Raw genomic sequence first — 13,725 nt, forward strand, 5'->3', positions numbered from 1 at the left:
TATGGATGATCCGGTGGTCTTATAAAAGCTTTTTATTAAAAATCAGTGCGGAAAGAAGCAGATTCACCACCGATAAAACGCCGGTGATCACCACAGCACACATGAAATCAGACACATCTGCTGCCTGGGGAAGCAGGCTGTAAGAGGACATCAGTTGTGTGGGAATATACTTTTTCATATCAGGTATCCATGCCAGCAGGTAGAATACGAAAAACACACCTCCGGTTCCGGCCAGTACCATATAATTGGTGCTGCACAGGGAGGACATAAGCATAATAAGAGTGATCAGCCACAGCCCTGTCATATAGAGGCAGAAGGCTCCGAAAAATATATGGGATGCCATGCTGTTATCCCAGAAATACATATTATAGGCATAGGTGATCCCGAAAGAGATCCAGTAACACACAGTCCAGAGAAGAAGTGCGGAAAAGGCTTTGGACAGGATCAGTTTCCACCGGTTCATGCCTTTTGTCAGGATAATGATCAGGGTGCCTTTCTGATATTCCGTGGTCAGAATACCGCTTGCAATGACAATAAAAACAATCAGATATATGGGGGTATTCTTATAAAACTGCGTCCAGGATGTAAATACGTCCACCTTGATCTCTGTCAGGACCATACCGCTTTCCTCCAGGGAACCGGCAAAGTTCTCCATCATCCAGGGCGTCAGCTTGGCAACAAGGGGATTCATGATCCCGAATAAAACAGAGAGAATCACAAGCAGGGGCATTCTGCCGGTGCGCAGAGATTCCCGCAGTTCTTTTTTAGTAAAAGCTGTGAGTTGTCTCATATCCCAATCACCTCCATAAACAGGTTTTCCAGTGTGGCCTCTCGCATCTCTACCTTCTGGACACAGAGCGCATTGTCTGCCAGAATCTTCATGGCATGTGTCATGTCTTTTTCATCTTTTCCCGGGAAGAACAGGCGGACTGCGCTTATTCTCTCGCTGCCGGACATGGATGCTGCGAAGGCGTCGGCGTCCTGCGGCGTGTAAAATTCTATGTCAAATCCGTTGCCTTTTCGTCTGCTCTTTATTTCCTCCAGAGTCCCCTTAAGCGCGGTGCGGCCGTTGTGGAGAAGAGCGATCTCATCACAGATGCGTTCCACATCCGAGAGGATATGTGTGGAGAAGACAACCGTGGTATGGTCTTTGACGGACAGAAGAATATCCAGGATCTCTTTTCTGCCAAGGGGGTCCAGGGCAGAAGTGGGTTCGTCGCAGATCAGCAGTTTTGGTTCGTTTAGAAGAGCCTGGGCGATTCCTAAGCGCTGCTTCATTCCTCTGGAAAACCCGTGAATGCGTTTATTTTCCTTATCCAGTCCCACCAGGTGCAGCAGTTCGTCTGATTTTTTGCGGATTCCGGCGGATGACATTCCTGTGATCTCTCCGCACAGTCTGAGATATTCCGAGGGTGTCATGTATCCGTAAAATTCCGGGACATCCGGCAGGTAGCCCATATAGCGGTTGGTACGATTCTGCCCGTAGCGGACCGTTTCCCCGTTTACTTTGATCGTGCCGCTGTCTGTCTGCAGAAGTCCCAGGATCATTTTCATGGTGGTGGTCTTACCTGCTCCGTTCTGTCCGATAAATCCGTAGACACAGTGTTCCGGTACGGTAAAGCTCAGGTCGTCAATGATTTTTTTACTCCCGAAAGATTTTGATACATGGGAAAGGGTCAGCATATCCATTTAATTGTCCTCCTTTCCGAGCAGAAGGTACAGGACCGGCCCGATAAATTCCAGCCCCACGATCGTGACAACCAGCCACAGGGCACGTGAACCCCTCTTATAATTCTTATGGGTGAGAATATGGCGCAGGGTGATGAAAAGCAGAAGCAGTTCCGCAATGGCTAAAGGAATGAGAAATGGTAAAAGTTCTGAAACTGTCATAGGGATTCTCCTCTCACTAAAAATATTTGTTTGATCTTCCGGTAATCTTCACTGCTCTCAAGCGGCTGAAACACAGGGTTTTCCAGTGCCTGCACCACGCTGTCCGCAATGACTTTTTTAGCACGGACCAGGTTCCCTCCCAGATCCGACTGTTCAAAATAAGGATCAATGGCATCGAAATACTGATCTCCGTGCAGGAAAACCTTGTCACATTCCAGCAGGGAATCGGTTATGGATGCAAACTTTTTCAAGCGGTCCAGAGCCTCTTCAAGTCTTCCGTGTATGCAGCAGATGACAGCAGTCTGATAATGGAACTGGGCGGCTGTGTTGTGGTGCAGATTCTCCAGACTGTAGAGTTTCATGAGACAGTCAATGCGGTGAATGGTTTCCTCACAGGAATCCATATCCTCCGCGTGGAGGGAAAGATACTGCACAGCTCCCGACACAAGGGAAAGGAGATGGGTATACATGCCGAACTGGCTGTACCGGTTGGCCTTTTCCTTCTGACCGGCAATAGCATAGGCCTGAACCAGGATCGTTTCCCCCTGAAAGGAGTAGTGATACGGATTCAGTATCTCTTCCAGTGTGTCGATCACCTCCTGGGTCCTGCCGCAGAGCAGATCAATACTGGCTTTTAACAGGAGGGCGTCGTTGCACAGCGGGATTTCCCTGCAGTCATTGATAATGTGGGAACACAGTCTGGCTGCTTCCTCCAGAATCTCTGTCTGCATTTGCGGGTTTGGGGCAAGGGTGGCATGGTTCATCCAAAGAACACAGACCTGGAAAAGGAAGGGGGAACAGGAGTAGTATTTTTTGACCAATTGCCGGCTCTTCTCCATCACCTCCTCAAAGGGCTGTTCTGCGAATTCTTTCGTGAAATCAAAATATATTTTCTGAATCTGTTCCCTGCTGAGATTAGGCTCATATCCCAGAAGTTCGTCTACTGTGACATCAAAATAGGCGGCCAGGCGGGGGAGCAGCATAATATCCGGCAGGCTCTGCTTTGTCTCCCATTTTGAGACAGAGGCTTTGGTGACACCCACGAAATCAGCCAGCTCTTCCTGGGTGATTCCTTTTTTGTGGCGCAATTTAATGATGTTTTCGGAAAAATTAAGTATATTCATCCTTTCATCCTCCTTATATGGTTGATTATAAGCAGGTAACTGAAAATTATCAATGGATTGCAGCGATACTTTGAGATACAAAATCAACTGTTGGGAAACCGACACAGCATACTGTCCTTCAGACCTGAAAAGATGTATCCTGTGCAAATGAATATCAATCTTTTTTGAACCTGCTATAATGTGTGTAAGAAAACTTATGAAAAACTGGAATCATTGTAAGGAGGAATTTATATGAAATGGATATTATGGGGATTAACAGCACTGACGGGAATCATAGCAGTGATTCTGCTGATGGGAAAAGGGAGCTTTCTCATTGCCGGGTACAATACGTCCCGGAATAAAGAAAAATACAATGAGAAAAGGCTGTGCCGGGTCGTAGGCGGAGGATTGGGTGTGATCACCCTTGTTATGGCTGCCTGGAGTATAATGGGAGACCAGTTCCCTGTGGCAGCCTTTGTGATCAGCATTGCTGCTGTGGTGGCTGCCATACAGATTCTGAGCAATACGGTGTGCGTAGTAAAAGGGGAAGCCGTTCAGGAAAAAGACAGGGCCAGGGATAAGATTTACAGAAACGCGTCCTTTCTTTTCACCGCAGTCATTTTGGCAGTGGTTTCCTTTGTGCTTTTTACAGGAAATGTAACCCCGGTTATGCATGAGGCATCCCTGGAGATACAGGTATCCTTCTGGCCGGATCATGAGGTGCCGTATGCTTCTGTTAAATCTGTTTCTTACACGGATGATCTGCAGCGCGGCAGCCGGAAAAATGGGATTGGAGGTCCCACACTGCAGGCAGGATATTTTAAGAACGCAGAGTTCGGTGATTATAAACTGTATTCCTATACATCCTGTGACAGCTTTGTGGTCCTGGACACAGAGCAGGGAACCGTGGTGCTGAACGGTAAAGACGAGGCAGCTACCAGGAAGCTTTACGAGGAAATAAAGGAAAAGGTACAGCAGAACTGACACAGACTGCAGTTGACAGAGTGTTTTCTCTCCCTATACAATAGGGGTATCACGAGAGAAAAGGCAGGCAAACACATGAACACAAAAGATTTGAAATGTTTTGAGGCCGTCTATCAGGAAAAAAGCATCAGCAGGGCTGCCAGACGCCTTTATATCACACCTCAGGGACTGGGAAAAAATATAAGGACCCTGGAGGCAGAACTGGAAACCGTTCTTTTTGAGCGCACCAAACAGGGTATGCGCCCAACACAGAGCGCGGATTTTCTCTACGGAAGGACGAAGAAGATCATACAGGAGCTGGAGGAGCTGGAAAACGGCGTAAGACAGCTTGAGAACAGAAAGATAGTCCTTCGCATCGGATGCGCCTGCGGTGTCTTTAATGTCCTTCCTTTTGAGCTGATCCTGAATTTTATGAGGGAGAATCCCCATATCCGGGTGGAGTGGAATGAGTATTCCAACGAGGAAGTGAAGTCCATGCTGGAGGACTCCAGACTGGAATACGGTTTCATTGTGGGAAAACACGAAGGGGACGACATGATACAGCGGAAACTGGACGGAAGGGAGATCCTGCTGCTTGTCTTTGAAGGGCATCCCCTGTATGAAAAGGAGAGTGTGAACGTGGAGATGCTGAGGGAGGAGAACATGATCCTCATGAATGAACATTTCCACATGTACCACGATTTTGCCTCCATCTGCTGTGCGAAGGGATTTACTCCCAACATCATAGCAAAGACATCGGACGGTGCTGTCCTGTACAAACTCTGCCGCCAGAAGATCGGTCTTGCGGTCATACCGGAATTTATGCTGGAGGATTTCCGTATGGAACATATGCGCGCCATACCCTTTGAGGAACATATGACCTGGGAGGTGTTCGGCGTTTACAAGGAAGATACGAAAAATTATGAGACCATACAGCAGTTTGACTGCTTTCTAAAACAAAAAGTTTCCACCTGACAAGCAAAGGTTGCTGGCGGAAAGGCGTTGTTCTTTTGTATTATATTGTTAAAAGAAATACGAAGGAGGACGCAATGAAATATAAAAATTTATTTACCCCTGTGCAGATCGGCAGGGTTACCCTAAAGAACCGTTTTGCACTGGCCCCCATGGGCCCTCTGGGACTGGCGGACGCCCAGGGCGGGTTCAACCAGAGAGGTATTGATTATTACACAGAGCGGGCAAAGGGCGGCACCGGCCTGATCATCACCGGTGTCACGTTCTCAGACTGCCGGGTGGAGACTCAGAGTATGCCCAACTGTCCCAATTCCACTTACAATCCGGTACATTTTATCCGGACCAGCAGGGAGATGACAGAGCGTGTCCACGCGTACGGCAGCAAGATTTTTCTCATGATGTCAGGGGGCTTCGGCCGTGTCACCATACCCACCAACCTGGGAGAGTTCCCGCCGGTTGCGCCATCCGCCATTCCTCACAGATGGCTGGATAAGACATGCCGTCCTCTGACGAAAGAGGAAATACGCAGCATTGTAAAGTCTTTCGGCGACGGCGCATACAATGCCAAGCGCGGCGGTTTTGACGGTATTGAAGTCCATGCGGTCCATGAGGGATACCTGCTGGACCAGTTTGCCATTTCCATGTTCAACCAGAGAACAGACGAATACGGCGGTTCCCTGGAAAACAGGCTCCGCTTCGCAAGGGAAGTGGTGGAGGAGATCAAGTCCCGCTGCGGGGAGGATTTCCCGGTTGTCCTGCGTTTCAGCGTAAAAAGCATGATCAAGGACTGGAGAGAGGGTGCCCTTCCGGGCGAAGAGTTTGAGGAAAAGGGCCGCGATATCCCGGAGGGCCTGGAAGCTGCAAAACTGCTTGTCAGCTATGGATACGATGCGCTGGATACAGATGTAGGTACCTATGATGCCTGGTGGTGGAATCATCCCCCCATGTATCAGGAAAAAGGACTGTTCCGCCCGTACTGTAAAATGGTGAAGGAAGTGGTGGATGTACCTGTGCTCTGCGCCGGACGTATGGATGATCCGGCTATGGCTTCTGAGGCTGTGGAGGATGGAACCTGTGATATTGTAAGTCTTGGCCGTCCTCTTCTGGCTGACCCGGACTATGTGAACAAACTGCGGGCAGGGCGCACAGAGGATATCCGTCCCTGCATCTCCTGCCAGGAGGGCTGTATGGGGCGTGTACAGGAATATTCCATGATCAACTGTGCCGTGAATCCCCAGGCGGCCCGGGAACGGGTGACCGCCTATGAACCTGTACGGAAGAGCAAAAAAGTAATGGTGGTGGGCGGCGGTGTGGCCGGCTGTGAGGCAGCCAGAGTGCTGGCAATCCGCGGACACAGGCCGGAAGTGTTTGAGAAGACCGGGTGTCTGGGAGGCAATCTGATCCCGGGCGGTGCTCCTGACTTTAAGGAAGATGATCTGGAACTGGCAAAGTGGTATGAGACCACTCTGAAAAAACTGGATGTTCCGGTACACCTTCATACTGAAGTCAGAAAAGAAGATGTGGAAAAAGCAGGATATGACGCTGTGATCATCGCCACAGGCTCCGTCCCGAAGGTGTTCCCTCTGGGTGACGATGCCCATGTATACACTGCGGCACAGGTCCTCACAAAGGAAAAAGACTGCGGCGGCAGTACCGTTGTGGTAGGCGGCGGTCTGGTGGGCTGTGAGACAGCGCTGTGGCTTGCGCAGCAGGGTAAGAAAGTGACGATTGTGGAAGCCCTCGATAAGCTGATGGCAGTCAACGGCCCTCTCTGCCATGCCAACAAAGATATGCTGGAGCGCCTGATCCCCTACAACGGCATTGAGGTGGTGACCGGCGCCAAAGTGACCGGATTCCGGGATGGAATGTTATCCTGTGTTGTTCAGGAGGAGAAGAAGGAGATTTCCTGTGACAGCGTTATTTTATCTGTTGGATACAGGGAGGAGAATTCCCTCTACAATGACCTGCAGTTTGATGTGCCGGAAATCTATCTGCTGGGTGACGCGAAGAAAGTTTCCAATATTATGTACGCAATCTGGGATGCATTTGAAGTGGCAAACCATATGTGATAGGTGTATCAACAAGCGTGCTGCCAAAGCGTACGGCAGCCATAACAAAAAATATAGATTTATATCCCCCCACGTGGCTTGTGGGGGGATTTTTTGTCTGCTATACTATGGATAGTCAAAAAAATAACAGATGCGGCGTTACTTTTTTGCTGACAATTTACCGGAATGAATGAAGAGGAAAATACGTTGAATACACCACAGAAGTTTGAATTTTTGCTGAAGAAACTGGTACAGATCCTGCTGTCCATGCTGGTGCTGTCCATACTGGTATTTTTTATTGCCCGCCTTTCTCCCGGGGACCCTTTAAAATCCTATTACGGGGAGAGCGTGGAGCGGATGAATGAGAGCCAGAAGGAGAAGGCCAGGGAGCGTCTGGGCCTCAATGAGCCTATGACCGTGCAGTACGTGCGCTGGGTGGAAAATGCCCTGCACGGGGATTTCGGGATTTCATATAAATATAAGCAGGATGTGGGAGCAGTCATAGAGAAGGTATATGCCAATACCTTGATACTGGGAGGCTTATCCTATGTGCTCACCTTCCTTTTCGCTGTTTTGCTGGGTATTTTCTGTGCGATGCGTGAGAATACCCTGATCGACAGGTGCATCTGTAAGATCGGGACTGTGACCAACTGTATCCCCTCCTTTTTCGTTGCGCTTGTGCTGATCCTTATCTTCGGCGTGAATCTGGCTGTACTGCCCACAAGCGGCGCCTATGCCCTGGGAGGGGAACATTCCCTGGGTGACAGGCTGATACATCTGATCCTGCCGGTCACGGTTATGGTGTTATCCCATCTGTGGTATTACACATATATGGTAAGAAACAAGCTTCTGGAGGAAATCCGCGAGGACTATGTACTTCTGTGCAAGGTAAAGGGCATGGGGAAATGCCGCATCATGTTCACCCACTGCCTGAGGAAAATCCTGCCTTCCCTGATCAGTATCATGGCTATTTCCGTGCCCCATATCATCGGCGGAACCTACATCGCGGAGAGTGTCTTTTCCTATCCCGGTCTGGGGACGCTCAGTATGGAGAGCGCCCAGTACCATGACTATAATATGCTGATGGTATTAAGCCTTATCACAGGCTTTGCGGTCATTGTGGCAAATGTGGCAGGCCAGATCATCAGCGAATGGATTGACCCCAGAATGAAACAGGAAAGAGGGGAAAAAGCAGCATGAAAAAGAAAAATTTTCCCGTTTTCTCCCTGTTGGTACTGGGAGTTATTATCCTAGGATGCCTGTTTGGAAAAGTTTTAGCGACAGGAGATCCTTTTTACATGAACCTGACAGAAGTCAGTCTGCCGCCCGGCAGTGCCCATTATTTCGGCACGGACACCATGGGGAGGGATATATACTCCATGATATGGGAGGGCGGAAGAGTATCCCTGTATATCGGGATACTGGCGACTGCTATATCCTCTGTGACTGCCATTGTATACGGCTGTGTCAGCGGCCTTGTGCCGGACTGGCTGGACGATCTGCTGATGCGCTTCACAGAGATCATTTTGAGTATTCCCTCCATCCTGCTTGTGATCTTTCTGCAGGCACTTCTGGGGGAAGCTACAGCTACCAGTATTGCTGTGGTGATTGGACTTACAAGCTGGATGAACATTTCCAAAGTAGTCAGAAGTGAAGTGCGCCAGATACGGAACAGTGATTTTGTTCTGGCGTCCAGACTGGCCGGCGGAAAGTTTTTCTACATACTGCGGAAACATCTGTTTCCCAATTTTATATCCTCCACCATGTTCATGATCGTCACAAATGTAAGCGCGGCGATCGGCACGGAGGCCACCTTAAGTTTTCTGGGAATCGGCCTTCCCATGGAGATCATTTCCTGGGGCAGCATGATGTCCCTTTCACAGAAAGCCCTGTTGTCCAACTCCTGGTGGATCATTCTGATCCCCGGGCTGTTCCTGGTAACCACTCTGGTGTGTATCACCAATGTGGGAGAGTACATCCGCCTGAGAAACAACAGAGAACACAGCAACCTATAAAACGGCAACCGATTACAGCCGCTGCCGGGCATTCCGGCAAACCGGCAATAAACGCAAAAGGAGAACAGACATGAAGAAGAAAATACTGACATTACTGCTGGCAGCATCCATGGCAGCCTCACTGCTTGCAGGCTGCGGGAGCAAAGACGATAAGGCAAAAGGAGATACAGACACAAAAACAGAGGCCGCGGATAAGAGCGGGGAAGAAAAAACGCTGGTTTACGGAAGCGGTGATTACACCAATATTAACCCTGCGCTCTATGAGCATGGGGAGATCAATTCCCTTATATTTGCAGGTATGACAGCCCATGATGCAGAGGACAAAGTGGTACCTGCTCTTGCAGAGAGCTGGGAGTGGGATGAGGCGTCCAAAACCTATACCTTTCATTTGAGAAAAGACGTGAAATTCCATGACGGCGAGACCTTTACCTCCGCGGATGTGAAGTTTACGCTGGATACTATAATGAACCCGGACAATGCCTCTGAGATTGCTTCCAACTATGAGGATATCACAGGGATTGAGACTCCGGATGACAGCACGGTGAAGATTACTCTGAAAGCACCAAATGTTGCCATGCTGGATTACCTGACTATCGGAATCCTGCCCAAGCACCTGCTGGAGGGAAAAGACATCGTGACCGATGATTTCAACAGAAATCCTGTGGGCTGCGGCCCATACAAGCTGGTTTCCTGGGACGAGGGACAGAGCATCACCCTTGAAAAGTTTGATGACTTCTATCTGGGAGCACCTAAGATTGACAAGGTAGTCTTTAAGATTGTGGAGGATACCCAGGCAAGGGCCCTTCAGTTAAAATCAGGGGAACTGGATCTGGCGCAGGTGACACCGAAAGATGCCAAGCAGTTTGAGGGGGAAGACGGATTTGTTGTGGATGTTATGAAAACAGCAGATTACAGAGGAATCCTTTATAACTTCGGAAGTGAGTTCTTTGGCAGACACAGGGAACTGCCAAATATCTTAAGCTATGCCATTGACCGCCAGTCTATTGTGGACAGCGTGCTGTTAGGCCACGGGGAGGCAGCGTACTCTCCTCTGCAGATGGGAGCTTATAACAACCCGGACATTGAAAAATATGAGTTTGATCCGGAGAAAGCGAAACAGCTTCTGGAAGAAAACGGCTGGAAAATGGGCGATGACGGGTATTATGAAAAAGACGGAGAACAGCTTGCCTTCACCATTTCCAACGGTCAGGCAGACCAGGTGCGTATTGATATGTCAAATATCTGCGCGCAGAACCTGCAGGATATCGGCGTGAACTGTAAAGTGGAAGTGACAGCAGAGACAGACTGGGCAAACCAGGATGCATACCTGATCGGGTGGGGAAGTCCTTTTGACCCGGATGACCATACCTACAAAGTATTCGGCACAGACAAAGGAGCCAACTACAGCAGCTACTCCAATGCAAAAGTAGACGAACTTCTTCAGCAGGCAAGAGAACTGGAGACACAGGAGGAGAGACTTCCGCTGTATAAGGAATTCCAGGCGGAGCTGTCAAAAGACCTTCCTTATACCTTTATCGCATATATTGACGCCATGTATGTATCAAAAGACAACATCACCGGACTGACGAAGGACACGGTTCTCGGACATCACGGTGTGGGTATCTTCTGGAATATTTACGACTGGGATATGTAACACTTCATTATAGAAAAGAGAGAACACTTATGGAGACATTATTGGAGATTCGCGATCTGTCCGTGACCTTTCAGGATGAGGAGCAGACCCGCGCCGCAAGACACGTAAGTCTGGAGCTTAAAAGAGGGGAGCTGGCTGCCCTTGTGGGGGAATCCGGCTCCGGGAAAACCGTGCTGTGCAAAACCATTTTACAACTTCTCGGAAATAAGACCCGGGTGGAAAGCGGCGAGATTCTATATCAGGGCAGCAACATATTGGAATATACGGAAAAGCAGATGCAGAAATTCCGCGGCAGGGAGATTTCCATGGTGTTTCAGGACCCTTATCTGTCATTGAACCCAACGATTTCCATCGGGAAGCAGATCATGGAGACCATCCTTCTCCATGAGAAAATATCAAAAAAAGAGGCAAAGGCCAGAACACTGGAACTATTGGAACTCACCGGATTTGACCAATGTGAAAAGCGTTTTTTCCAGTATCCTCACCAGTTTTCCGGGGGCATGCGGCAGAGGGCGGCAATCGCCATAGCCCTTGCCTGCAGCCCGGGCCTTTTGCTGGCAGATGAGCCTACTACTGCGCTGGATGTGGACACCCAGCAGCAGATCATGGAGCTTTTGGCAAAGATAAGAAAAGAGACCGGGGTTGCCATTCTCTTCATCACCCATGACCTGGGTCTGGTGGAAGATGTGGCGGACAGCGTATATGTCATGTACCGGGGAGAGATTGTGGAGAGCGGCAGTGTCCATGATATTTTTGATCACGCGCAGAATCCCTATACCATAAAACTGCTGGGATACCGGAATTACGGAAAAGGCATTGGGCATACACACGGTAAGATACATTTCCACAACGGCATGCCCCATACCCACGGCGGCACGCACAACCATATGCACCCCCATGTGGAGGGGGATGTCTCTCATCCGGCTGTACAGGTAGAGGAAAAGATAACACCCGGTGATCAGGTGGTTCTTCTTAAAGAGCCGGAACCGGAAAAGCTCATCGAGATTCGGCATCTGTCTAAAAATTTCCGTCTGGACAGGCATACGGTTTCCCGTGTCCTGGAGGATTTTTCTCTGGATGTCTACAGAGGGGAAATCCTGGGAGTGGCCGGTCCCTCCGGCTGCGGGAAATCCACCCTTGCCAGGTGTATCGTAGGGCTTTACGAACCGGATGGCGGAAAGATTCTCTATCACGGGGACACTGCCCGCATTTACAGAAGACAGATGATCTTCCAGGACAGCTCCTCAGCATTTAATCCTCACATGTCCCTGGAGGAGATCATAGGGGAACCGCTCAGGATCCAGAAGCTGTGCAGAGGCAGGCAGGAACTGCGGGAGCGGGTGCGCTCCTTAATGGAGCAGGTGGAACTTGATCCGGCCCTTGCCCTCCGCCATCCCTATGACGTGTCAGGAGGACAGCGGCAGAGGGCAGCCATTGCCAGGGCGCTGTCCGTGGAACCGGAGTTTATTGTGGCGGATGAGCCCATTTCCTCGTTGGATATCTCCATTCAGGCACAGATCATGCATCTGTTTAAAAAGCTGCAGGAGGAGCATCATCTGACTATTATGCTCATTGCCCATGACCTGCCCATGGTCATGCACGTCAGTGACAGAATCATCATGATGGGGCAGGAAAAATAAATCATTGTGAAGCTGTTACAAAAATCAGGCGATTTTGTAACAGCTTTTTTAAATATATAAAAGTTGGAATATTCACCTTGAACTTTCAGTTTTTAACGTCTATAATTTATTAAACGACAGGAATCGGGGAATCTGTCGAATAGGGGAAAAGGACATAGGAATTGAAGGGAAAAATGGAAAAAATCAAAGCGTACATATCTAAAACCCGTTTTTGGGTTCTTGTGGCAGTGGTGCTGATGGTCATCATTGCTGTTGTTGTTATCTTTAAAAAGGCGGAAAACGCCGAAGAAACTCCTTATGAAAAAAACAGAAAGACCGTAGCCGCCCTGGAAAAGGCGGATATTTCCCATACGGAAAATGCTCTGAAAGACCTGGAAAGCCGGGACGGTTCCGAAGGCAGTCAAGGGGAAGAGCGGGATACGGTGGAATTAAAAAGGGCATTCCAGAATGCTGTGATACTGGGGGATTCTTTTTCAGAATCCATCGTGGAGTACGGCTTTTTGGACACGGATGTGGTGCTCTATAAAAGAGGGCTCAGCGTAAGCCAGGCAGATGACCTGGTGGACAATGCCATCTCACTGCGTCCCTCGGCAGTGTTTTTTGTTTTCGGAACAAACGACATGGAAATCTGTGAAGGGGACAGCAAAAAGTTTATTGAGGCATACAGGCGCCAGATCGGGCGGCTGAAAGAAGGGCTTCCGGATGCTGCAGTTTATATCAACAGCATTCTGCCTGCAACCAAAGAGGCTGTGAAGGAGACGCCGAGTTATGCGTACTGTGAAGCGTTTAACGAGGCACTTCAGGCCATGTGTGAAGAAGATGGATATACCTTTGTGGACTGTACTTTTTTAATAGAAGGAAAAGATGGAATTTATGAGCCGGACGGCATCCATGTGATCAAGAGTTATTATCCGGCATGGCTGTCCTATCTGGCGGATACGGCGGGATTATAAGATGAAAATAAAATGGGTAAAAGCGGGAACCCTTATGTTTTTGGCAGCCTACCTTGTTTTTTTATGCACAAGAGGCTGGGCAAAGGATGTTCCCATAGAGGAAATAGCTTCCAAAATGGAGCAGGATAAGACAATAACTTCCCTGGAAAAATGCGGTGCAAGACAGCTTCGCAGGTTCTACGGGCTGGAAGCAGGGAATCTTGAAGGATATGTTTTTTATAAAGCAGAGTCCCCCATGTCTGTGGATGAGTTTCTGGTCGTAAAGGCGGAAAGTCCGAAGGAGGCAGAGGATGTGCTGGACAGTGCGGAAAAGCATCTGGAGGAGCAGAAGAAAAGTTTTGAGGGATACGGCGTGTCCCAGACGGCGCTTCTTACAGAGGCAGCGGTGGAATCGAGGGGAAGTTATGTGCTGTACGCATCCGGAAGTCATGCGCAGCAGTGGAGGAAAGAATTTCTGGAATTGATCAAATAGCAGGGAGGATGATTT

The 13,725-nt window shown here is 49.1% G+C and carries 13 protein-coding genes; 9 read left to right on the plus strand and 4 right to left on the minus strand.

Going from position 1 to position 13,725, the window contains the following annotated elements; all coding sequences use genetic code 11:
* Window positions 1-19: 19 nt before the first annotated feature.
* From WMO65_RS01975 to WMO65_RS01990, 4 genes are read right to left on the minus strand one after another with little or no spacing between them, the layout of a single operon-like run.
* Window positions 20-790, minus strand: coding sequence for an ABC transporter permease (locus tag WMO65_RS01975; protein ID WP_148391519.1), 771 nt, complete (start codon window positions 788-790; stop codon window positions 20-22).
* Window positions 787-1,689 (minus strand): ABC transporter ATP-binding protein, encoded by a 903-nt coding sequence (locus WMO65_RS01980; RefSeq protein WP_033140423.1) that lies wholly within the window; start codon window positions 1,687-1,689, stop codon window positions 787-789. The genes WMO65_RS01975 and WMO65_RS01980 overlap by 4 nt, the downstream gene beginning before the upstream one ends.
* Window positions 1,690-1,890 carry a PLDc N-terminal domain-containing protein gene (locus WMO65_RS01985; protein WP_033140422.1) on the minus strand — a complete coding sequence of 67 codons (201 nt, stop codon included), beginning with the start codon at window positions 1,888-1,890 and terminating at the stop codon, window positions 1,690-1,692.
* A complete protein-coding gene (locus WMO65_RS01990) occupies window positions 1,887-3,014 on the minus strand; it encodes a helix-turn-helix domain-containing protein (protein WP_033140421.1) in 1,128 nt (375 codons plus the stop codon). Before WMO65_RS01990 ends, WMO65_RS01985 begins: the two co-directional genes overlap by 4 nt.
* 231 nt (window positions 3,015-3,245) lie before the next feature.
* Between WMO65_RS01990 and WMO65_RS01995 the strand changes: the two genes are divergently transcribed.
* The 9 genes from WMO65_RS01995 (at window position 3,246) to WMO65_RS02035 (ending at window position 13,710) form a co-directional block, all read left to right on the plus strand.
* Entirely contained in the window at window positions 3,246-3,977 is a 732-nt protein-coding gene (locus WMO65_RS01995) for a DUF3784 domain-containing protein (RefSeq protein ID WP_148391518.1), read from the plus strand.
* A gap of 75 nt (window positions 3,978-4,052) precedes the next feature.
* On the plus strand, window positions 4,053-4,931 hold the full coding sequence (locus tag WMO65_RS02000; RefSeq protein ID WP_033140419.1) for a LysR family transcriptional regulator: 879 nt from the start codon (window positions 4,053-4,055) through the stop codon (window positions 4,929-4,931).
* A 74-nt stretch (window positions 4,932-5,005) separates the two neighbouring features.
* Window positions 5,006-6,997, plus strand: a complete 1,992-nt coding sequence (locus WMO65_RS02005; protein ID WP_148391517.1) for an oxidoreductase — start codon at window positions 5,006-5,008, stop codon at window positions 6,995-6,997.
* A 186-nt stretch (window positions 6,998-7,183) separates the two neighbouring features.
* Window positions 7,184-8,176 carry an ABC transporter permease gene (locus tag WMO65_RS02010; protein WP_103732084.1) on the plus strand — a complete coding sequence of 331 codons (993 nt, stop codon included), beginning with the start codon at window positions 7,184-7,186 and terminating at the stop codon, window positions 8,174-8,176.
* On the plus strand, window positions 8,173-8,991 hold the full coding sequence (locus WMO65_RS02015; RefSeq protein WP_054351169.1) for an ABC transporter permease: 819 nt from the start codon (window positions 8,173-8,175) through the stop codon (window positions 8,989-8,991). Before WMO65_RS02010 ends, WMO65_RS02015 begins: the two co-directional genes overlap by 4 nt.
* Before the next feature lie 70 nt (window positions 8,992-9,061).
* Window positions 9,062-10,645 (plus strand): ABC transporter substrate-binding protein, encoded by a 1,584-nt coding sequence (locus tag WMO65_RS02020; protein ID WP_148391516.1) that lies wholly within the window; start codon window positions 9,062-9,064, stop codon window positions 10,643-10,645.
* Window positions 10,646-10,674: 29 nt separating this feature from the next.
* Window positions 10,675-12,285, plus strand: coding sequence for an ATP-binding cassette domain-containing protein (locus WMO65_RS02025; RefSeq protein ID WP_148391515.1), 1,611 nt, complete (start codon window positions 10,675-10,677; stop codon window positions 12,283-12,285).
* Window positions 12,286-12,458: 173 nt separating this feature from the next.
* A complete protein-coding gene (locus tag WMO65_RS02030) occupies window positions 12,459-13,238 on the plus strand; it encodes a GDSL-type esterase/lipase family protein (RefSeq protein ID WP_146051707.1) in 780 nt (259 codons plus the stop codon).
* A 1-nt stretch (window position 13,239) separates the two neighbouring features.
* Window positions 13,240-13,710 (plus strand): DUF4358 domain-containing protein, encoded by a 471-nt coding sequence (locus WMO65_RS02035; RefSeq protein WP_033140414.1) that lies wholly within the window; start codon window positions 13,240-13,242, stop codon window positions 13,708-13,710.
* Window positions 13,711-13,725: the final 15 nt, after the last annotated feature.

It is taken from the genome of Blautia caccae (assembly GCF_040095955.1).
Taxonomy (GTDB): Bacteria; Bacillota; Clostridia; order Lachnospirales; family Lachnospiraceae; genus Blautia; species Blautia celeris.